The organism is Subtercola frigoramans (assembly GCF_016907385.1).
Taxonomy (GTDB): Bacteria; Actinomycetota; Actinomycetes; order Actinomycetales; family Microbacteriaceae; genus Subtercola; species Subtercola frigoramans.
The window spans coordinates 3659016-3679597 of record NZ_JAFBBU010000001.1; the positions used below are offsets into that span (position 1 = coordinate 3659016).

Genomic DNA, 20582 nt, shown 5'->3' on the forward strand with positions numbered 1-20582 from the left:
CGCGTTGAATTCAGACCACGAAGGCGTGACCCGGCTCAGCGAGAATGATTGCGCCGGCGAAGGCATCATGCACCCGCCTCACCGCGTCGGCCGGGTCGAGGTCGTCGGCCAGGTGGGTCAGGATGATCGTCTCTACCCCCGCAGCGGCCGCCGTCCTGGCGGCGTCCTCCGGTGTGTGGTGCACGGCCTCGTCGCCCAGCGCCTGACGGGAATATCCCACTTCGCACAGAAGCGTCGCCGACTCCTCCGCCATCTCCACCAGAGACGTGCAGGGAGCAGTGTCGCCCGAGTACGTGATCGCTGAGCTGCCATCGCTGACCGTCAGTGCAAACGCCGGAACGCCGTGCGCCACAGGCCCCCACGCCAACTCGAGGCCACCGACGACCGTTTCGCCCCAGCCGCTCATCTCGGTGAACGCAAACACCTCATGCAAGCCCCGCACAGCATCCGGGCCCAGGAATTCGGCAAGCCTGTCGGCCAGTGCCTCCGGGCCGATCACTCGGATCTTCGCCGCTGGCCGTAGCGAGCTGTGCCGGAGTGCGTAGTAGGCCACGAGAAGATCGGCCGTGTGGTCTGCGTGGCGGTGCGAGATCCAGATCGCGTCGAGATCCTCGAGGCGCGTGAACCGCTGTAATTCGGCCAGGGTTCCGGTGCCGGCGTCGATCCAGATCGACGTCGACGGAGCAGCTGTTGCACCCGGCTGCTGCGAGCCGGAACCGCGAAGGCCAGAGCCCTGCAACAGGTAGCCGGAGCACGGTTTGCCGGGCAGCGGATACGGGGTGGCCGTGCCGAGAACTGTCAGTTGCATGTTCTCCACCTTAGAGATGCTGCCGAGAGCTGACGTCTACTGTGCTACCGGGCCCGAAGTGTTGCCGATGTGCAGAACCGACGTGAGCGAGACGTCGCCGACCGAACGGCCGGCCAGCAGCTCGGTCACGGCGAAGCCGGCAGCCCGTCCCTTCTCCATGGCCGGCTGCACCATCGTCGTGAGGTCGTAGTCGTTCATTCCTTCGATTCTCGCGCCGTCGAAACCCACGACGGTGAGGTCACCGGGCACTCTGAGGCCGAGTGACTCCGCCGCCCGGATGGCCCCCACCGCCAACAGGTCGCTCTGGGCAATGATGGCGGTCGGGCGCAACTCGGGTGCAGCATCCAGAAGCACCAACGCCGCCGCCATACCCTCATCGGTCGAGGAGTTGGCCGCGACAACCCCGGTCAGGGCCGGGTACACCTCGCGCGCACCCTCGAGCCTGTCCAGTGTGGTCGCCGTTGTCGCCGACCTGACAAGTTCATCGGTGAGCGGGCGGCGTTCGCGCAGCGAATCCAGAGGCAGCGTGATCGTCGCCACCCGCCGATGGCCGAGATCGTGAACGACCTGGGCGAGGGTGACCGACGCTTCGCGATTGTCGAGCGCCACGCTCAGCACACCAGCGAAAGCCTGGCCCTCGATTGCCACCATGGGCACGTTCCGCTGGCGCATGATCTCGATCGAGCGTGCCAGGTGCGGGCTGCAGCCCATGAAGATCGCGGCATCGAAGACGGCGGTCTGGATGGTCGACTCGCCTTCGCCGTTCGACGTGAGCAGCAGCATCCCACCGCTGTCGCCGAGCTGCTGCGAAATACCGTCGAGTGCCGCGATCATCATCGGGTCGCGAAAGGAATGGAGAACCCGGTCTTCGAGAATCACCCCGACGATGCCCGAACGGCCCTGCCGCAACGACCTCGCCCGCGGGTCGGGGCCGGCATAGTTGAGTTCCTCGGCCGCCGCCAACACCCGGTCGCGCGTCTTGGCCGATATCGACCCGTCACCACTGAAGGCGATGGATGCTGTAGAACCCGACACTCCCGCACGCTTGGCCACATCGGCCAGGGTCGGCCGCGGGGTTGCGCCCGGGTGAGGTTGATTGTTTGCACTCACATCGAATAGCGTAGTCCACGTGAATCGAATCGATTCGATTTTCACAGATCCGACGACGGATCCAGACCTCCAGACGCCCAGCCCAGAGCCTGTTCCCAAGGAATCACCATGACCAAGCCAGCCGCCCCCGACACGGCGACCCGCTCGCACCTCATTGCCTGGCGCAATGCTCTCTTCGTGATCTTCACCCTGAGCGGGCTCTCGATCGCCAGCTGGGTGTCGCGCCTGCCTGCCGTGCGAGACGAGCTCGGTCTCGACACCTCAGCTGTCGGCCTGATGATCCTCGGGCTGTCGTTCGGGGCGATTCTCGGTCTCGTCGTCGCGCCGCAATTCCTCGCCAGGCTCGGCCCGCGCGGCGCCGTGATCCTGTCGCTCAGCCTGAACGGCATCGGCATCGGCGGGGCCGGAATTTCGGCCGCCGTAATGCCCGATCCTGTTCTTGCAACAGTCTTCCTGGCCGTACTCGGCTTGGGGAACGGGTCCCTCGACGTCACGATGAACGTCGAGGGCGCCGCAGCCGAGCGGGCGATCGGCCGAACGCTCCTGCCGCTGATGCACGCCTTCTTCAGCCTGGGAACCGTGCTCGGCGCGCTGATCGGCGCAGGAGCATCCGCCCTCGATATTCCTGTCTCCTGGCATCTCGTCGCGATGGCTGTTCTCATTCTTCTCACCGGCATTGCGGTGGTTCGATTCATCCCGCACGAGGTCGACACCGAAGACCCCTCGACCAGCGCGAAGACTCCTTTCACGGCACGGGTCAGGGAGGGCCTTGCGGTCTGGGCCGACTCCCGCCTGCTGCTGATCGGCCTGATCATGCTCGGCATGGCCTTCGCCGAAGGATCGGCCAACGACTGGATCGCCCTGGCCACCGTCGACGGCCACAACCAGAGCAACACGACCGGTGCCCTGATGTTCGGCGTGTTCGTGGTGGCGATGACGATCGGCCGCGTCGCGGGTGGGCCCATCCTCGACAGGCTCGGCCGCGTGCCCGTACTGCGGTGGTCTGCGCTCATCGGCGCCATCGGCCTGCTCATCTTCATTCTCACTCCCGCGCTGTGGTCAGCGATGCTGGGTGCTGCGCTGTGGGGCATCGGGTCGTCGCTCGGCTTCCCTGTCGGAATCTCCGCCGCCTCCGACGACCCCAAGACGGCCGCCGCCCGAGTGAGCGCGGTCGCTATCATCGGCTACGTCGCCTTTCTCGCCGGCCCGCCGCTGCTCGGGTTTCTCGGCCAGCACTTCGGCATCCTGAATGCGCTGTACGTTGTGCTCGCGTTGCTCATCCTCGCGGCCCTCGCGGCCCCTGCGGCCCGTGAACTCACCGGCAGGTTCGCCCGCAGAACCTCGTAGGCTTTCGGGGTGCGACTTGTTATTGCGAAATGTGCCGTTGACTACGCGGGGAGGCTGAGCGCCCACCTGCCCCTGGCAACACGGCTGCTCATGCTCAAGAACGACGGCAGCATCCTGGTGCACTCCGACGGCGGCTCCTACAAACCGCTCAACTGGATGAGCCCGCCCTGCACGCTGCAGATCCTCGAACCAGACGACGAGCAACGGGATGTCGGCATCACCGAACTCTGGAAGGTCACGCACGCGAAAACGGCCGACCTCCTCCTGGTGTCGATCCATGAAGTGTTCACTGACACCTCCCATGACCTGGGAATCGACCCCGGGCTGATCAAAGACGGCGTCGAGGCACATCTCCAGAAGTTGCTCGCCGAACAGATCGAACTGCTGGGGGAGGGGCACACACTCGTTCGCCGCGAATACATGACGGCGATCGGCCCTGTCGACATTCTCGCGAGGGACGCGAAGGGCGCCGCGGTCGCTGTGGAACTCAAGCGTCGCGGGGACATCGACGGCGTCGAACAGCTCACCCGGTACCTCGAACTGATGAATCGCGACCCGCACCTGGCTCCCGTGACGGGAATCTTCGCGGCCCAGGAGATCAAGCCGCAGGCCCGCACGCTGGCGCACGACCGCGGAATACGCACCCTGCTGCTCGACTACGACGCCATGCGCGGCCTCGACGACGGAGATTCCAGGTTGTTCTGAAGCTCTTCGAGGTCAGGGGGCGCCGGCGGTCAGCCAGAGGGCCAGGGTTGCCAGCGGCAGCAGGAGGGCGACGCCGACCAGGCCGAGCACGACGAAGCGCGACCACGGCACCGAGACCCCGAGAGCCGTCACGCGCTGGTGCCACAGAAGAGTTGCAAGCGACGCCCATGGCGTGATGAGCGGCCCCAGATTGACGCCGATTAGCAGCGCGGCCAGTCTTGCAGGCGAACCAGCCGCCGGTTCGAGTACGAGGTAGGCCGGAAGATTGTTGATGCCGTTCGCCGAGAGTGCGCCGAGCCCAGAGAGCTGGAGGAGGGCGGGAAACGACTCGCCCGAACCGGAGACGGCGGCGACAGCATCCGAGAGCCCGTGCACTTGGGCGGCTTCGACGAGCACAAAGAGTCCAGCGGCGATCGCGACCGGAGACCAGGGGATGAGTCCCCAGCGCAGCGTCGTCGGCCGGCGCACCACGAAGGCGAGCAGAAGCACCAGTGCTCCGATCCCTGCGGGAATCCACACTGGCACCCCCGACACGAGCGCCGGCAGCAGAATGACGACGACAACAGCCGAAATCACCAGAAGCGTGCGATCGGCTATCGGCGCTCGTTCGGGCACCTCGTAGCTGCCGCGCAGTCTCCGGCGGAACAACAGCGAGAGAATGACCACCGGAACAACGACTCCCACCGCGGCCGGTGCCCACACCACGCTCGCGAACGCCAGCGGGCTGCCCCCCGACATCTGCTCGGCGGCCAATAGGTTCGTCAGGTTCGAGATCGGCAGCAATAGTGACGCCGTGTTCGCGAGCCACACCGTGGCGATGGCGAAGGGAATCGGGGAGATCCTCGCGTGCAGGGCGAGCAGCACGACGACGGGCGTCACCAGCACCGCAGTCGTGTCGAGCGACAGGAAGATCGTGCTGACCGTTGCGAGAACGAGAACGAAGAGCCAGAGCATCCACACCCTGCGGCCACCCCAGCGGGCAAGTCGGTCAGAGAGCACGGCGAACAGCCCGGCATCGGCGGCGAGTTCGGTGACGATCGTGATGCCCACCACGAACCCGAGCACCGGGCCCACACGGTCCAGGAGCGCCACTGAGTCCGAAGCCGGCAGGATGCCCGTGGCCACCACAATCGCAGCGAGTACAACGAGTACCAGAGTGAAGACCAGGCCGGCGGTCACTTTTTTCTGGGGAGCAGATGCGTGTTCTATCTGGCGAGTGTAATTCGCCCGGAAAAGAGCCAGTGACAACAGAGCCCTAGAATTGCCCGGATGACTACTCCACTTGACCCGAAACACAAGCCGTGGTCGTGCATTCTCTTCGACCTCGACGGCACCATCACCGACTCCGCACCCGGAATCATCGGAAGACTGTCGCGAACGCTGGCGGCGCTGGGGCGCCCGGTGCCCCCGCCCGAAGAACTGGTGCACTTCGTCGGGCCGCCCATTCTCATCGGGTTCGAACTCGTCGCCGGTATGAATGAGTTCGAGGCCAAAGAGGCGCTGCTCGTGTACCGGGATCTCGCCGCCAGCGAAGGCCCGCAAGACGACGCCGTGACGTTTCCCGGCATGGTCGGCCTCGTGAAGTTCCTGCACAAAGCCGGCATTCCGCTGGCCATCACCACCTCGAAGTCAGAAGTTCAGGCACATCGGATCCTCGAGCACCTCGATCTCGGGCACGCCTTCGTCGTCATCACCGGTGCGAGCGAGGACGAGACGCGAAGTGCCAAGGCCGATGTGATCGACGAGGCGCTGGTCCGTCTTCGCGCGCTCGACGTCGACCTCTCGAATCTCGTCCTCGTCGGCGACCGCATCCACGACATGGAAGGCGCTGCCGAACACGGCATCCCGCCGATCATGGTGGAGTGGGGCTACGGCTCACCGGCCGAGGCCGATGGCGCGATCGGCATCGTGCATTCGGTCGACCAACTGCGTTCGCTTCTCATCTAAGCCAGTCGACCTCTGAATGGGCACGTCAGCCGACCTCCGGATGGTCACCTGACCCAGAGTGCTTCAGCGCGCGAGGCGGTGGCGTTCCCGAATCAGGTCAGCAGCCGTCACCGTGTGCGTGCGTTCTGGCAGCATCGCGGCGGTCAGGTTCACAATCCATTCGGCGGCATCGACATTGAGCGCTCCGGCCAGGCTCACCAGCGTCGAGAGCGTGGGGTTCGCCTGCCCCCGCTCGATCTTGCCCACGTTGGTGACGTGCATCTCCGCCAGATCGGCTATGTCTTCCTGGCTCAGTCCGAGCTTCAGCCGGGTTGCGCGAATGCGCTCGCCGACAATGCGCGAGGCTTCGGACTGAGGTTCAGACATACCTCATGAATACTTGCCAGAACCATGGCTGGCCAGAGTGTTCGAACCTGATGCTTTAAAGCACCGGGCAAGGATGATCGAAAGGTCGTGCCCCAAACATACCGTGCACCTGCCTACCCGCTGGTGCACGGACGCAGAAGGCCCCTGGCCGGAGTCATACCGGTCGGGGCCTTCAACTGCTGGTGCGCGAAGGGGGACTTGAACCCCCACGTCCTTACGAACACACGGACCTGAACCGTGCGCGTCTACCAATTCCGCCACTCGCGCCAACTCAGCGAGGTTAGCACCCCTTGGGCGGAATCAGAAATGACGAAGCAGCATGGCGCCTCCTCCACAGGCCTCGATCACACACCGAAGTTCACACAAATTCGCCGCCGCAGTGCTTTAACACCAACGGCAAGTAACATCTGTCATAGCATTCAGGCCGGAACCTTGTGCAGACCCCTGCGTCTGGCGCACCGATCATGGGAGACGAGTGGGAATACTGGACAACTTCGAGAAGGGTCTCGAACGTGCTGTCAACGGCGCTTTCGCCAAGACCTTTCGTTCGGGGCTGCAACCGGTTGAGATCGGCTCCGCATTGAAGCGGGAGCTCGACACCAAGGCGGCGGTTGTCTCCCGCGACCGCATCCTGGTGCCGAACAGTTTTGTGGTGAACCTGAGCACGAGCGACTTCCAGCGCATGAGTGCCATCGGCCCCACTCTCATCGACGACCTGATCGAGATCGTGCAGAAGCACGCCACGGCCCAGAGTTTCCAGTTCGCCGGCGGCATCAGTGTGAAGCTCACCGAGGTCGCCAAGCTGAGCACGGGTGTTCTCGAGATCGTGAGTTCGACCATCCAGCGAGACGTCACGTGGACCCCGGTGCTCGATGTCGGGGGCAAGCGTTACGCGCTCACGGCGAGCCGCACCGTCATCGGTCGCGGTCGTGAGGCCGACATCACCGTCGACGACACCGGCATCTCACGAAAGCACATCGAGGTCCTCTGGGACGGCCACACGGCAGAGGCGAGAGACCTCGGCTCCACGAACGGGTCGCAGCTGAATGGACAGGCCTTCAGCAGGGCGATACTCGAACCTGACTCGGTGATTCAGATCGGGCGCACCAGGGTCGTCTTCCGTGTGCTGGCGCAGACCCACGACGCTGTAGCCGCTTCGCTGCCGCCCATGGCACGTCCCCTTCCGATGGATCGACCGGCAGCAGCAGCTCGGCCCGCGCACCAGGAGTCATCTCCCCCGAGCACGCCTTCGATCCCCGACGATTCACCTGTGGATCAGGAGAACCCCCAGCCCGGCGGATTCCGGTGGGATCTATGAGTGAACTCACCCTGCTCATCCTGCGATTCGGATTCCTCGCGCTGCTGTGGGTCTTCGTTTTCGTGATCGTCTACGCGATGCGATCCGACCTGTTCGGCCAGCGCGTGCGCAAGATGCGCGACCCCTCTGCAGTGGCAGCGACTGCCGACACCTTTCCGGCCGCCAGCACCAATGCTGGCGCCGGGGTCGGCACTGTAGGTGCGCAACAGCCTGCGCGAGTGGCGCCACCCGTTGCCGGCGTCGTCGTCGGTGCCGCAGCGTCAGCGACCCCTCTGGCCCCATCTCACCCACCCACCCCGCCTCCGCAGTCGAAGATCCCGGTCTTCACGCCCCTGGAGGGTTCCAGCGCCGGGGTTCATCCTCGTGCGACGACAAGCAACGCACACAAGCTGGTGATCACCTCGGGCACCAAGGGCGGCACCGAGATCGAACTCGGCGTCGAACCGCTGACCATCGGTCGCTCAACGGATTCCAGCGTCGTGATCCGCGACGACTACACTTCGACGCATCACGCCCGGCTTCTCAATTGGAACAACGAGTGGGTCATCCAGGACCTCGACTCGACCAATGGGACTTTTCTTGACGGTAAGCGCGTCACCCAACCCACCCCTGTCCCGCTGAACACGCCGATCAAAATTGGGTCAACCAGTTTTGAACTCCGGCGCTAGCGGCAGGGAATCCACACAATGGCGTTAGTGACCGCAAGCGCAGCCGTCTCCCATGTCGGCAAGGTGCGCTCGAACAACCAGGACTCCGGGTATGCCGGCAAGTCCCTGTTCGCGGTCGCCGACGGCATGGGCGGGCATGCCGGTGGCGATGTCGCGAGCGCCCTGGCCCTGAACAAGCTGCTGGAGATCGACGGAGAGTACAGCTCTGCCGTCGATGCGGAATTCGCCCTGCAGGAGGCGATCGTCAGCGCGAACGCCATCCTGGCCGAAGCGGTGTACGAGCATCCGGAGCTCACAGGGATGGGCACGACACTCAGCGCCCTCGTGCGAGTGGGGCACAGCGTGGCTCTGGCGCACATCGGCGACTCGCGTATCTACCGCTATCGCGATGGCAAGCTCACTCAGATCACCACCGACCACACCTTCGTTCAGCGACTGGTCGACAACGGCAGAATCACGGCAGAAGAAGCCAAGGTCCATCCACGACGGTCGGTTCTCATGCGGGTGCTCGGCGACGTGGATTCGACGCCTGACGTCGACCTGCAGGTCATGGACACCCGGCCGGGTGACCGGTGGCTGCTCTGTTCAGACGGACTGACGGGTGTCGTCGAGAACGAGCAGATCGCCGAGGCACTGTCAGGAACGGCCACACCCCAGGAGGTCGCCGATCTGCTGGTGACCGAGAGCCTCGACCATGGGGCGCCCGACAACGTGACCGTCGTGATCGTCGACATCAGCGAATCGTTCACCGGCAGCACCTATATCGCCCAGACGGTCGGGGCCGCATCGAAGCCGATCGCCTTCGATGGCGCTCCTGGCCGGCGCACCACCAGGATTCCCGGGATCCGCCTGCACTCGCGTCCTGTACAGCCCAGCCACTTCGAAGCGCAGTCGGACGACTACCTCGACGAACTCATCGACGAAGGTCGCCGGCGCAGTCGCCGGCGCAAGCGCACCTGGCTGATCGGCAGCATCGTCGTGGTGATCGCCATCGCCATCGGGCTGCTCCTCAGCTACCAGTGGACCCAGACCAGGTACTTCGTCGGGGTTTCCGACGGTAAGGTCGCGGTGTTCCAGGGCGTTCAGCAGACGATCGGGCCCATTTCGCTCTCCCACGTCTCCGAGACGACCTCCATCCCCGTCGACACCCTGCCGAGCTATACGCAGTCTCAGGTGAAGAACACGATCAGCGCGGATTCGATCGCGGCAGCGCGTGCGGTTGTGCAACGGCTGCAGGACGCGGCCCTCAGCGGCGTTCCCCCCACCGGCGACCTCACCACTCCGACGACGGCCTCCCCGACTCCCACCCCTACGCCGTCACCGACGGGGGTGGTACCCGGTGGATGACACAGAAACCGCGCTGCTGACGGCGAAGCCCGAATACGCCAGCGCCGGGGCACGGCAGAAGCCCCTGCGGCGCATCCGGGTGCCTGAGAAGCTTCGGAACCTCGAGATCTTCCTCCTCCTGTTCGCCTGCATCATCAATGCCGCCGCCGTCGTCATGGTGCAACTCGGTGCGCTGGGCGCAATCGACTTCGGCCAGGTGGCGCTTCTCGGTGCCGGCCTCTCGACCCTGGTCATCGGGATGCACGTGGCACTGCGTTTCGTCGCACCCAACGCCGATCCGTTCATCCTGCCCATCGCCACTCTGCTGAACGGCCTCGGCATCGCCGAGATCTACAGGATCGACCTCGAACAGAACGCCACGGGCTGGGACAGCACCTCGACGCGCCAGGTGGTGTGGAGCGCGGTTGCGATCATCGTGGCCCTGGCGGTGATCGTCGTGATTCGCAACCACCGCGTACTCCAGCGGTACACCTACGTCTTCATGGTGATCTCGGGAGTTCTGCTGTTGCTGCCGATCCTGCCGGGAATCGGCAAGGAGATCTACGGAGCGAGGGTCTGGATCGGCGTGGGGCCGTTCTCGTTCCAGCCCGGTGAAGTCGCAAAGATCGCCCTGGCCATCTTCTTCGCCGGCTACCTCGTCTCGCGCCGCGACAGTTTGTCGATGGTGGGGCGCAAATTCCTCGGCATGCGATTCCCCCGTGCCAGGGATCTCGGCCCGATTCTCGTCATCTGGGCCGCTTCGATGGCCGTCATCATCTTCCAGCACGACCTCGGTACAGCGCTGCTCTATTTCGGACTCTTCGTCGTGATGCTGTACGTCGCAACAGCACGGCTCAGCTGGGTGGTTCTCGGGATCGGCCTGTTCCTGGGAGGTGCCCTGGTTGCCAGCCAGGTGCTCACCTACGTCAATGACAGGTTCGCAAACTGGCTGAACCCGTTCGACCCCACCCAGTACAACACCGATGGTGGGAGCTACCAGCTCGTACAGGGTCTCTTCGGCCTGGCCAATGGGGGTCTCATCGGCACCGGTCTCGGCCAAGGGCGCCCCAGCATCACCCCGCTCGCGCAGAGCGACTACATCGTGGCGAGCCTCGGCGAAGAACTCGGCATGGCCGGTCTCTTCGCCATTCTGTGCCTCTACCTGCTTTTCATCGCCCGGGGCCTGCGTATCAGTTTCGCGGGCCACGACGATTTCGGTCGTCTGCTCGGTGTCGGTCTCACCTTCGTGGTGGCTCTCCAGGTCTTCATCGTGATCGGCGGGGTGACCCGTGTGATCCCTCTCACCGGGCTCACAACCCCGTTCCTGGCGGCCGGTGGCTCGTCGTTGGTAGCCAACTGGATCATCGTCGCTCTGCTCCTGCGACTCTCAGACACAGTGCGCAGTCAGCCAAGGCTGGTGGTCTAGCCAGATGAATCGTGAACTCAAGCGCGTGACAATCGTGATCCTGGCGATGTTCGCCGCTCTCTTCGTGTCGGTGACGACCATCCAGTTCTTCTCGGCGGATGCCCTGGCCAACGATTCGCGCAATGCCCGCACCATCTACGCGAGCTATTCGAAACAGCGTGGGGCCATCCTCGTGCAGGGCCAGCCGATTGCACAGTCGGTCGCCTCGGCCGACGAGTACAAGTACCAGCGCACCTATACGAACGGCCCGTTGTACAGCGCCGTCACCGGATACTTCACTCTCGACCAGGGATCGACCGGAATCGAGAGCGCTCTCGATTCCGAGCTGAGCGGAACCTCCGGGTCCCAATTCCTCAGCCAGCTCAACAGCGTCGTCACTGGGCAGAATCCCCAGGGAGCGTCGGTGGAGCTCACCATCGATCCGAAGGTCCAGCAGGCGGCCTTCGACGCCCTGGGCAGCCAACAGGGTGCCGTCATCGCAGTCGAACCGAAGACCGGCAGAATCCTGGCGATGGTCTCCAAACCAGACTACGATCCCAACTCCCTCGCCGTCCACGATTCGACTGCCGTCATCAATGCCTACAACTCCCTGAACGACGATGCGGGGCAACCTCTCATCAACAGAACGCTCGCCGGGGATCTCAACCCTCCCGGTTCGACGTTCAAGATCGTCACCTCGTCGGCAGCGCTGCAGAACGCGGGCCTCAGCGCCGACTACCAGCTGCCGAACCCTTCCGGTTACCAGCTGCCCGGCAGCTCGTCGGTCGTACACAACTCGGGGGGCGGTACCTGTGGTCCTGGTGAAACCGTCTCTATCAAGACAGCGTTCGTGCTCTCCTGCAACATTCCGATGGCGGAGCTCGGTGTGCAGATCGGCTCGGGCAAGCTCACCGACATGGCCACGGCGTACGGCTACAACAGCGGTTTCGACTCTCCGATTCCTGTTGAGCCAAGCCAGTTCCCTCCCCTCCAGGACGACGCAGGCCTAGCGCTGTCGTCGTTCGGGCAGGCGAGCGTTCGCGCATCCCCCATGCAGATCGTCGAACAATCGATGGCCGTGGCGAACGGCGGGGTCATCATGCAACCGAACCTCGTCGACACGATTTCGGCACCCGACCTCACTGTGCTCCAGCAATTCGAAGCCAAGAAGCTCAACTCGCCCATCACTTCGGTAACGGCTTCGACACTTTCTTCCTGGATGGTCGAAGCGGTCAATTCGGGCGCGGCGACTAATGCAAGAATAGATGGAGTCAGTGTGGCCGGTAAGACAGGAACAGCAGAAAACGGGGCGGGCGATCCGTACACTCTGTGGTTCACAGGTTTCGCTCCTGCAGACAACCCCCAGGTTGCCGTCGCAGTGGTGGTACAAAATGGCGGCGGACTAGGCGAATCCGGCTCAGGCAACCAGATTGCTGCGCCGATTGCCAAGAAAGTACTTGAGGCGGTGCTGAACAAATGAGACCCACAGCAGGGCTCACCTTCGGGGGAAGGTACGAGCTATCCACTCGTATCGCCATCGGCGGTATGGGCGAAGTATGGCAGGCGACCGATCTGGTGATCGGCCGCAATGTGGCCATCAAGATCCTCAAAGACGAGTACCTCGGTGACCCGGGCTTCCTCGAGCGGTTCCGTGCCGAAGCACGACACGCAGCCCTGGTGAACCACGAAGGCATCGCCAACGTCTTCGACTACGGCGAAGAAGAGGGCAGTGCCTACCTCGTGATGGAACTCGTTCCGGGCGAAGCGCTGTCGGTCATCCTCGAGCGTGAGCATGTGCTGTCGACCGACCGTGTTCTCGACATCATCGCGCAGACTGCCTCAGCACTGCAGGCCGCTCACAACGCCGGGCTGGTGCACCGCGACATCAAGCCGGGAAACCTGCTGATCACGCCCGACGGCCGAGTGAAGATCACCGACTTCGGCATCGCCAGAATTGCCGACCAGGTTCCGCTCACCGCAACCGGCCAGGTGATGGGCACGGTGCAGTACCTGTCTCCCGAGCAGGCAAGCGGGCAATCCGCCTCGTCGACCACAGACATCTACTCGCTCGGAATCGTCGCCTACGAGTGCCTCGCCGGTAAGCGCCCGTTCAGCGGTGAATCGCAGGTCGCCATCGCCATGGCGCAGATCAACGACGCACCGCCCGAGCTTCCGGTGACCATCTCCGAGCCCGTGCGCAACCTCGTCATGTCCTGCATCGCCAAGAAGCCGGCCGACAGGCCAGCTTCGACAGCCGCACTCGCCCGGGCAGCAACCGCCCTGCGCCAGGGCGACATTGCGCTTGCTGCCGCCGCAGTACCCGCCATTCTCGGGGGCTCCGCGCTCCCGCCGAACACGGCAACCATGCTGATGCCTGCCGCCAATGGCGATCCGACTGTGGCGACAACCGTACTTGGTGCGGGCGGAGCAGCAACGGCCAGCCTGGCGGCCGCCAACGGCACCGACACGCCCGAGCAGACGAAGAAGCGTTCGCCGTGGACCTGGCCGCTGATCGTGCTGATCATCATTCTCGCCCTCGTGCTGGTCGGCACCATCGTCGCCTTGGTCACGGCCAACAAGGGGTCGACCACTCCCACGACGCCGAGTGTCACGGCAACAAGCGCCAGTCCCACTCCGACGAAGTCAGCAACACCCAGTGCGACTCCGACCTCGACCGCCGTTGTTGTCAATGAGGCCGACCTCAAGGGCAAGACGTTCGACGCGGCTGCTGCCCTGCTGCAGGCTCAGGGCCTCGGGGCGAACAGGGTCGTCAAGAACGCAGCTCCCAGCGCAGACATGGTCGACGTTGTCTACCAGGCGAGTCCTGTCGGCAATGTAGCGAAGGGTACGACGATCGACCTCACCGTATACGGAGACGCTGTCGCACCCCCTGCACCCACCTCGACACCGACCTCGACTCCGAAGTCCGTCACAACGAACTCGACCTTCGTCGTCTCGTGGGGCGCCTACAGCTGCCCTTCGGGATTCAACCTCTCCAGCTACGACCTCGATGCAGGCGGTGCCACGGTGGCGATCGCTCCGGGTACCAATCCCGCAGCGACACTCATCGCGCCGGCCACAGCCGAAACGATCAGCATCTCCTACAAGGTGACCTGTTCCGCCAGCGGTGCGACCAGTGGGCTCCAGTCCGCGTCATCGCCGGCGCTGTCTCTCGTGATCAGCGGCGGTACGACCACCACGCCGACGCCGACGCCCACCAAGTAACCCATCAACCGACATCCCTGCCTGGCCAATCGACCAGCCGACCCTGGAGAGCTACACCGTGACCGATGACAATCGCCTCCTCGCTGGGCGATACCGCATCGGTGACATCATCGGTCGCGGCGGAATGTCGAACGTGTATGTCGGGCGTGATGAGCGACTCGGCAGACAGGTCGCCATCAAGCTCCTGAAGTCCTCCCTCGCGGGAGATCCGATCTTCCGCACCCGCTTCCGTCAGGAGGCCCAGGCTGCCTCCCGAATGGCTCACCCGACGATCGTCCGGGTTTTCGACGCCGGAGAAGAACGCGTGAAAGAACCGGGCGGGGCCGAAGCCATCGTTCCGTTCATCGTCATGGAGCACGTGCAGGGCATCCTGTTGAAAGACCTGATCCGGCAGGGCCCTGTAGACCCCGCTGAAGCTGTGCGGATCACCGACGGAATCCTCACGGCCCTCGAGTACTCACACCGGGCAGGGGTGGTTCACCGCGACATCAAGCCCGGCAACATCATGCTCACGAATTCCGGCCAGGTCAAGGTGATGGATTTCGGCATCGCCCGCGCCATCTCCGATTCGTCAGCGACCGTTGCCCAGACGACGGCAATCCTCGGAACCGCGCAGTACTTCTCTCCAGAGCAAGCACGAGGCGAGTCGGTGGATGCCCGTACCGACCTCTACTCGACGGGCATCGTCCTCTTCGAACTCCTCACCGGGCGAGCCCCGTTCCGCGGTGAGACTCCGGTTGCCGTTGCGTATCAACACGTGAGCGAAGCACCAGTCGCTCCGAGCTCGATCAACTCCAAGGTTTCACCTGCGCTCGACCAGGTCGTTGCCCACGCTCTGGCAAAAGACAGGTTCGCCCGCTTCCAGAGTGCAGCGGACTTCAAGGTCGATCTCCAGATCGCAGGCGCCGGCAAGATACCCTCGAAACGTCTGCCGGCAGAGGATTTTCAGGCGTCGCTGTTCGGCGCTCCGCCCACGCTGACCTCCGGGTCCGATGCTGCGCTCACGCAACTCGCAGGCGATGACGAATACGCTGTTCGCACGCAGTCGCGCCCGCCGGTCATCTGGATCTGGGCAGGGATCGCCAGCGTCGCCGTGATTCTCATTGCAATTCTCTTCTGGGTCTTCACGCTTCGTGAGACCACCATCGTTCCCGACTCGTCGCGGATCATCCCCATCGTCACAGGCCAGACCTACGAGGGCGCGAATTCGACCCTGCAGCAACTCGATCTGGTCACCCAGCGATTCGACGAGAACTCTGCGACTGTGCCGTCTGGCCAGGTGATCAGAACCGATCCGCCCTCTGGCACCGTGGTGCAACCGAAGACGCTCATCGGAATCTATGTCTCCCTGGGAAAGCAGGCTGTTGCTGTTCCGAATGTTGCTGGTTCGTCGATACCAGACGCTTCAGCGAAACTCACAGCGCTCGGGCTCCAGATCGGCCTCACCAACAAGCAGAATTCGGCTACCGTTCCTGCCGACACGATCATCAGCACAGATCCTGCGGCTGGAACGCAGAGCTTCGTCGGGGACACCGTGAACTTTCTGGTCTCCAATGGCCTGGTGACAGTACCGGGTGTGGAGAACCAGCCGCTCGACCAGGCCACTGCCACGCTGACCGGGCTGGGCCTGACGGTGAAGACCGAACTCGACACCACCTGCAAGAGTGTCGCCGGGCATCCTGTGACGACTCAGTCGATTGCGGCAGGTGATGCGCCACAGGCGTCTGAGATCACACTCAAGTACTGCTCAGGCTGACCCGAGGCATCAGGCGGGGGTGTGCATCACCGGGCTGTGCATCAAAGGGCTCAGTGGACCTGCCGCGGCCTTGGCAGACCCCAAGCCGGCAGTCACAAGCCAATTCGCGAGCATCTGGTACCCACCCTCGGTGAGCACCGATTCGGGGTGGAACTGCACTCCATAGATGGGTGCGCTGCTGTGACGAAGACCCATGATCACTCCACCCTCTGTTCGCGAGGTGACGACGAGTGTGTCTGGAACCGTTCCGTCGACGACCGCGAGTGAGTGATATCGCGTCGCAGTGAAATTCTGCTGGACGCCATCGTAGAACGAGCTCTCATCATGAACGATGATCGATGTCTTGCCGTGCATGAGTTCTTCGGCGTTGGTGACGGTCGCGCCCATTGCCTCGGCGATCGCCTGGTGTCCCAGGCAGACGCCTAGGAGGGGCGTCGCGGTTTCGAGGGCGGCCCGCACCACCGCTATCGAGACCCCTGCATCTGCAGGCTTGCCGGGCCCCGGCGAGATGAGCACGGCGTCGTAGTCAGAGAGGATGTTCAGAACGTCTTCGGGCGCGAATGAGTCATTGCGTACAACGGTGGTTTCGGCCCCAAGCTGATGCAGATAGCCGTTGAGCGTGTAGACGAAGCTGTCGTAGTTGTCGATGACGAGCACATGGGTCATTGGTTAACCGTAACGGGTTGCCCGGGCGTCAGCATGACGTCGACCCAAGGAAAGATCCAGAAGAACAACGCTGCCAGAATCACGATCAACAAGACGAGAAGGATGAGAATTCGCACCCAGATCGGGCCAGGCAGAAGTCTCCACAGACCGGCGTACATGTCACGCACCCTTTCCGGTGAGGCCGGCAATGTCAGCCGGGGCCCCCGCACTTTGGGGTGTGAACGATTCAAGGACTCCGTAGGCGATTATGCGCTCCGACGCGATGTACAAAGGGTTGCAGCTCGTCAGCGTGATGATGCGGTCTGTGGCTGCCACGGACGTCACCTGGGGAACGGGCGACAGCACGCCGACCTCTTCCGGTGTCACATACTCAAGGTCGCGAAAACGGTAGGTGTACCAGCCGTCCTGTGTTTCGACATAGATGGCGTCACCGAGCTGGAGTTCATTGATCTTGATGAACGGGCTGCCCCATCCGTCACGGTGGGCCGCGATCGCGAAGTTGCCCACTGCCCCTGGCATCTGGCTCTGCTCGTAATGACCGGCACCGCCTGCGTTGAGCACTGTGCGGGCGTCGACGCCTTCGGCAACGGTCCGTTTGTAGTCTGCCCCGAATCTCGGCACGTACAAAACGGCAAACTGTCTGGTCTCTGCCGGCGCAGCCATCACTGGAGGCGCACCTGCCCCCGCACCGCTCGCCTCTGGTGTTGCTCCGGATGAGGGTGTCGCCGTCGGCGTCGCTCCTGCGGGGGCGGCCGTCGGCGCGCTCCACTGCTGGGAGAGCCCGGACGCGTCGTTGGATTGTGCCGCATTCAGTGCGATTCCCTGAATCCACAGTTGCCAGCCGAGAAACAGGAAAACGGTAACGCCACCGGTGATCAGCACCTCTCCCGCCACACCGACCACTGTGCGCACGACGGACCCACCTGTGCGCCGCGGTTCTGAATGGCGCGATGGCACCCGGTACGAAGCTGAGTTTTTCTCTGGCACGTCGTCCATACTATGAGCGGAAAGTGGAGTAACGCTGAATGACTAACAGGCTATCAAGTGGGCATTTGAGCGAGTCAACAGCATTCCCAGCTAGAATCGTCGTCATGGCACGCGAGAAGACACGACCAGCCCAGCAAGTTGTACAGAAGTCCTCTGACGACCACGCCGCCCCCAACCCGGTGTGGTTCAAGCCCGTCATGTTCGGTTTCATGTTGGTCGGGCTCGCGTGGATCATCGTCTTCTACGTCAGCCAGGGCACGCTGCCCATTCCCGACCTGCAGAGCTGGAACATCCTCATCGGATTCGGCATCGCCTTCGTGGGCTTCTTGATGACAACGCGCTGGCGCTGAGGCCTGGCGCGCGCGCTTATCTCACCCGCGGCCTCCGCACAACAATTACACCGATGTAATTATCCCCAATGTGCATAAACCTGTGTATAACTTTCAGTCGAGCGCCTCAGTCGAGCGGCTCAGACGAACGCGCGGATCACCGTAACTGCGATCAGTAGAGCGAACAGCCCAGCCGTCAGACCAACCTGCAACCACTGCTGCCTGCGCTGACGCGTCTCCATGAAGATCACTCCCACCAGGGCCCCGACAACCAGTCCGCCTACGTGTGCCTGCCACGAGATGCCCGGCACGAGGAACCCGATCGCAAGGTTCAGGATGACGAGAACGACCAACTGCGACATGTTGCCGCCGAGCTTGCGAACGATCACAAACGTCGCGGCCATCAAGCCGAAGATCGCTCCCGAGGCGCCGATCACTGCGCTCATGCCTGATGTGAGGAGATCGATGGCAACTGCACCACCGATGGCCGAGAGGAGATAGAGCACCAGGAAGCGCCAGCGACCGATCATCGGCTCGAGCACCCTGCCGAAGATGTACAACGAGTACATGTTGAAGGCGATGTGCAGAATGCTGAGAGGCGACGAAATGCTGAACGGGTTGTGCACGAACGCATAGCTCAGCATCCGCCAGGGCTCAACCGGGATATAGCCGGTGTTCTGCACGTAGACACCGGCAAACTGAAGAGCTTCGGTCACGCCGAGTGCCGGTATCAGTTGAAGTATGAAAACAAAGACTGTTGCGGCGATGATGCCATAGGTCACCACGGGAGCAGACGAACCCCTGGACGTCGCCCTGGCTGCCCTGACGTACGCTGGCCGTCTCTTGTATTCAGGCCCTGAACTCGCCGCGCGCGCGCAGTCCAGACAGTGCACGCCGACCGCAGCCTGCACCTGGCACTCCGGGCACACCGTATTGCCACAGCGCTGGCAGAGGATATAACTCTGCCGATCGGGGTGGCGGTAACAGAAGTTGGTCGCCGTCTCCGGGCTGGATGACAATTAGACCTCTGAGACCTCAACACTCTCGATGACAACGGCATCAAGAGGTCGGTCGTAGGAATCCGTTGCGACGGCAGCGAGCTTGTCGACGATGCGGCGGGAGGAATCGTCGGCTACCTCGCCGAAGATGGTGTGCTTACCGTGCAACCACGTTGCCGGGCCGACGGTGATGAAGAACTGCGAACCGTTGGTGCCCTGGCCGCCCTGTACGCCGGCATTCGCCATGGCCAGTACATAGGGCTCACTGAAACCGAGCTCGGGGTTGATCTCATCGTTGAACCGGTAACCCGGGCCACCGGTGCCGTTGCCCAGTGGGTCTCCACCCTGGATCATGAATCCCGGGATGATGCGGTGAAAGATACTGCCGTCGTACAGCTTCGCGTTCGTGGCCGCACCCGTCTTCGGGTCTGTCCACTCGCGCTCACCCGTAGCCAGGCCGACGAAGTTCTTGACGGTCTGGGGAGCGTGGTTTCCGTACAGGTTGACGGTGACGTCACCGAGGTTCGTGTGGAATGTTGCGACATGGGTGTGCTTGGGCATGGAACAATTCTGTCACACCCCTTCCGCCGCACAGTCAAGGGTCAGCGTAAAGAAAGCCGATGGTCAGCTACCAATGTGGGGCCGCGACCATTTGCGTGGCAAGATAAGGGTGATCCGCGTTGTCAGCCGATGGAGGTTTCTGATGAGTCTCACCCGTAAGCGCCGGAAGGCATTGAAGCGTCTGCGCAGCAGCGCCGAAGAACTGTGGCTTGACCAGCAGTCGATTCTCGACCGCGCCAACCACGTGGCCCACGAGGCAAAGCTCCAGCTCGGCGAACTCACGAAAGAAGAAGTGGTTCCTCGCGTCCGCACCGCCACCAGCCAGGGCGCTACCGTGCTCGCTCGCAACGTCGCAGCAGCGAAAGTGGCCGGCGAACAGGCTCGCTCCCGGTTCGCGAGTGACTACCTCCCCGCCATCGGTGGAGCACTGGGTTCAGCAGCTGCAGCGATCGGCGTCTCTGAGAACCCGACGGTGAAGAGTGTTCTGGCCCGAACCCAGCCGCCAGCTGCCAAGAAGGCTGCTCACATCGGTGCGTACTTTGCGATTGCCGCAGGTGGGGTCGCCGCAGTCGGCATCGGTTACGCCGTCTGGCAGACCTTCCGTGCCGACGATGAGCTGTGGATCAGCGAAGACGAGCTCGACACTCCGCCCACCGCCTGATTCTCACGTCAGAAGAAACCCGGCCGCGCCTACCGCCGCCGGGTTTTTTCACGCCCAAATGGCTTTGCCCTAGACCGGCGGGGACGGGCGAGGCCAAACGCGAGAGTTTCGCAGAGCTTCATACGCGTTCGCCCGGCAGGGACGGGCGAAGCCAAACAAGGCGGCGACACTCGAATGAAAATGGCCCGGCCAGAGGCCGAGCCATTTTCTATTCGAGTGGAGCCTAGGAGAATCGAACTCCTGACCTCCTGCTTGCAAAGCAGGCGCTCTACCAATTGAGCTAAGGCCCCGTGGGGGTGTTGTGTGGGGGTACCGGGATTTGAACCTGGGACCTCTTCATTATCAGTGAAGCGCTCTAACCAACTGAGCTATACCCCCATTAGGGCTGTTTCGTCGGAA

The 20582-nt window shown here is 63.3% G+C and carries 21 protein-coding genes and 3 tRNA genes; 12 read left to right on the forward strand and 12 right to left on the reverse strand.

Features of this window, described 5'->3' with window-relative positions; all coding sequences use genetic code 11:
- Positions 1–10: 10 nt before the first annotated feature.
- Positions 11–808 (reverse strand): MBL fold metallo-hydrolase, encoded by a 798-nt coding sequence (locus tag JOE66_RS16850; protein WP_205111388.1) that lies wholly within the window; start codon positions 806–808, stop codon positions 11–13.
- A gap of 36 nt (positions 809–844) precedes the next feature.
- Entirely contained in the window at positions 845–1918 is a 1074-nt protein-coding gene (locus JOE66_RS16855; RefSeq protein ID WP_205111390.1) for a LacI family DNA-binding transcriptional regulator, read from the reverse strand.
- Between the two features lie 108 nt (positions 1919–2026).
- Here JOE66_RS16855 and JOE66_RS16860 point away from each other — a divergent pair, with 108 nt between their 5' ends.
- Positions 2027–3265, forward strand: coding sequence for an MFS transporter (locus JOE66_RS16860; RefSeq protein WP_205111393.1), 1239 nt, complete (start codon positions 2027–2029; stop codon positions 3263–3265).
- A gap of 9 nt (positions 3266–3274) precedes the next feature.
- The gene (gene nucS, locus JOE66_RS16865; RefSeq protein ID WP_205111395.1) at positions 3275–3970 is read left to right on the forward strand and encodes an endonuclease NucS; all 696 of its coding nucleotides are present in this window, start codon (positions 3275–3277) and stop codon (positions 3968–3970) included.
- A 12-nt stretch (positions 3971–3982) separates the two neighbouring features.
- Here nucS and JOE66_RS16870 read toward each other — a convergent pair whose 3' ends face one another.
- Positions 3983–5149: an SLC13 family permease gene (locus tag JOE66_RS16870; protein WP_205111397.1), complete on the reverse strand. Its 1167-nt coding sequence runs from the start codon at positions 5147–5149 to the stop codon at positions 3983–3985.
- A 90-nt stretch (positions 5150–5239) separates the two neighbouring features.
- Here JOE66_RS16870 and JOE66_RS16875 point away from each other — a divergent pair, with 90 nt between their 5' ends.
- The gene (locus JOE66_RS16875) at positions 5240–5917 is read left to right on the forward strand and encodes an HAD hydrolase-like protein (RefSeq protein WP_205111399.1); all 678 of its coding nucleotides are present in this window, start codon (positions 5240–5242) and stop codon (positions 5915–5917) included.
- Positions 5918–5980: 63 nt separating this feature from the next.
- Here JOE66_RS16875 and JOE66_RS16880 read toward each other — a convergent pair whose 3' ends face one another.
- Complete coding sequence (locus tag JOE66_RS16880; RefSeq protein WP_205111401.1) at positions 5981–6283, reverse strand: helix-turn-helix domain-containing protein; 303 nt, start codon at positions 6281–6283, stop codon at positions 5981–5983.
- A 180-nt stretch (positions 6284–6463) separates the two neighbouring features.
- Positions 6464–6550 (reverse strand) — tRNA-Leu (locus JOE66_RS16885).
- Between the two features lie 208 nt (positions 6551–6758).
- Between JOE66_RS16885 and JOE66_RS16890 the strand changes: the two genes are divergently transcribed.
- Genes JOE66_RS16890 through pknB form a run of 7 tightly spaced genes read left to right on the forward strand, consistent with a single transcriptional unit; the run spans position 6759 to position 15981 of the window.
- A complete protein-coding gene (locus JOE66_RS16890) occupies positions 6759–7601 on the forward strand; it encodes an FHA domain-containing protein (RefSeq protein WP_205111403.1) in 843 nt (280 codons plus the stop codon).
- Positions 7598–8269 (forward strand): FHA domain-containing protein FhaB/FipA, encoded by a 672-nt coding sequence (locus tag JOE66_RS16895; RefSeq protein WP_205111405.1) that lies wholly within the window; start codon positions 7598–7600, stop codon positions 8267–8269. The genes JOE66_RS16890 and JOE66_RS16895 overlap by 4 nt, the downstream gene beginning before the upstream one ends.
- An 18-nt stretch (positions 8270–8287) precedes the next feature.
- Positions 8288–9616 carry a Stp1/IreP family PP2C-type Ser/Thr phosphatase gene (locus tag JOE66_RS16900; RefSeq protein WP_205111408.1) on the forward strand — a complete coding sequence of 443 codons (1329 nt, stop codon included), beginning with the start codon at positions 8288–8290 and terminating at the stop codon, positions 9614–9616.
- Positions 9609–11021 carry an FtsW/RodA/SpoVE family cell cycle protein gene (locus JOE66_RS16905; protein WP_372435499.1) on the forward strand — a complete coding sequence of 471 codons (1413 nt, stop codon included), beginning with the start codon at positions 9609–9611 and terminating at the stop codon, positions 11019–11021. The genes JOE66_RS16900 and JOE66_RS16905 overlap by 8 nt, the downstream gene beginning before the upstream one ends.
- Positions 11022–11025: 4 nt before the next feature.
- On the forward strand, positions 11026–12480 hold the full coding sequence (locus JOE66_RS16910; protein ID WP_205111410.1) for a penicillin-binding transpeptidase domain-containing protein: 1455 nt from the start codon (positions 11026–11028) through the stop codon (positions 12478–12480).
- A complete protein-coding gene (locus JOE66_RS16915) occupies positions 12477–14225 on the forward strand; it encodes a serine/threonine-protein kinase (RefSeq protein WP_205111412.1) in 1749 nt (582 codons plus the stop codon). Before JOE66_RS16910 ends, JOE66_RS16915 begins: the two co-directional genes overlap by 4 nt.
- A 58-nt stretch (positions 14226–14283) precedes the next feature.
- A complete protein-coding gene (gene pknB / locus JOE66_RS16920) occupies positions 14284–15981 on the forward strand; it encodes a Stk1 family PASTA domain-containing Ser/Thr kinase (RefSeq protein WP_205111413.1) in 1698 nt (565 codons plus the stop codon).
- A gap of 9 nt (positions 15982–15990) precedes the next feature.
- On the opposite strand, the gene JOE66_RS16925 is transcribed toward pknB, so the two are convergent.
- From JOE66_RS16925 to JOE66_RS16935, 3 genes are read right to left on the reverse strand one after another with little or no spacing between them, the layout of a single operon-like run.
- Complete coding sequence (locus JOE66_RS16925; protein ID WP_205111414.1) at positions 15991–16647, reverse strand: anthranilate synthase component II; 657 nt, start codon at positions 16645–16647, stop codon at positions 15991–15993.
- Positions 16644–16805: a hypothetical protein gene (locus tag JOE66_RS16930; RefSeq protein WP_205111415.1), complete on the reverse strand. Its 162-nt coding sequence runs from the start codon at positions 16803–16805 to the stop codon at positions 16644–16646. Before JOE66_RS16930 ends, JOE66_RS16925 begins: the two co-directional genes overlap by 4 nt.
- 1 nt (position 16806) lies before the next feature.
- Positions 16807–17559 carry a class E sortase gene (locus JOE66_RS16935; protein ID WP_307827265.1) on the reverse strand — a complete coding sequence of 251 codons (753 nt, stop codon included), beginning with the start codon at positions 17557–17559 and terminating at the stop codon, positions 16807–16809.
- Positions 17560–17738: 179 nt separating this feature from the next.
- Between JOE66_RS16935 and JOE66_RS16940 the strand changes: the two genes are divergently transcribed.
- Positions 17739–17984 carry a cell division protein CrgA gene (locus JOE66_RS16940; RefSeq protein ID WP_205111417.1) on the forward strand — a complete coding sequence of 82 codons (246 nt, stop codon included), beginning with the start codon at positions 17739–17741 and terminating at the stop codon, positions 17982–17984.
- 119 nt (positions 17985–18103) lie between these two features.
- On the opposite strand, the gene JOE66_RS16945 is transcribed toward JOE66_RS16940, so the two are convergent.
- Both JOE66_RS16945 and JOE66_RS16950 read right to left on the reverse strand, forming a co-directional pair.
- Entirely contained in the window at positions 18104–18679 is a 576-nt protein-coding gene (locus tag JOE66_RS16945) for a rhomboid family intramembrane serine protease (RefSeq protein WP_307827266.1), read from the reverse strand.
- A gap of 303 nt (positions 18680–18982) precedes the next feature.
- A complete protein-coding gene (locus JOE66_RS16950) occupies positions 18983–19522 on the reverse strand; it encodes a peptidylprolyl isomerase (RefSeq protein ID WP_205111420.1) in 540 nt (179 codons plus the stop codon).
- Between the two features lie 142 nt (positions 19523–19664).
- Here JOE66_RS16950 and JOE66_RS16955 point away from each other — a divergent pair, with 142 nt between their 5' ends.
- Positions 19665–20183 (forward strand): hypothetical protein, encoded by a 519-nt coding sequence (locus JOE66_RS16955; protein ID WP_205111422.1) that lies wholly within the window; start codon positions 19665–19667, stop codon positions 20181–20183.
- Positions 20184–20400: 217 nt separating this feature from the next.
- Here the strand turns inward: JOE66_RS16955 and JOE66_RS16960 are convergent.
- Both JOE66_RS16960 and JOE66_RS16965 read right to left on the reverse strand, forming a co-directional pair.
- Positions 20401–20473, reverse strand: a tRNA-Ala gene (locus tag JOE66_RS16960).
- A gap of 14 nt (positions 20474–20487) precedes the next feature.
- Positions 20488–20561, reverse strand: a tRNA-Ile gene (locus tag JOE66_RS16965).
- Positions 20562–20582 lie beyond the last annotated feature (21 nt).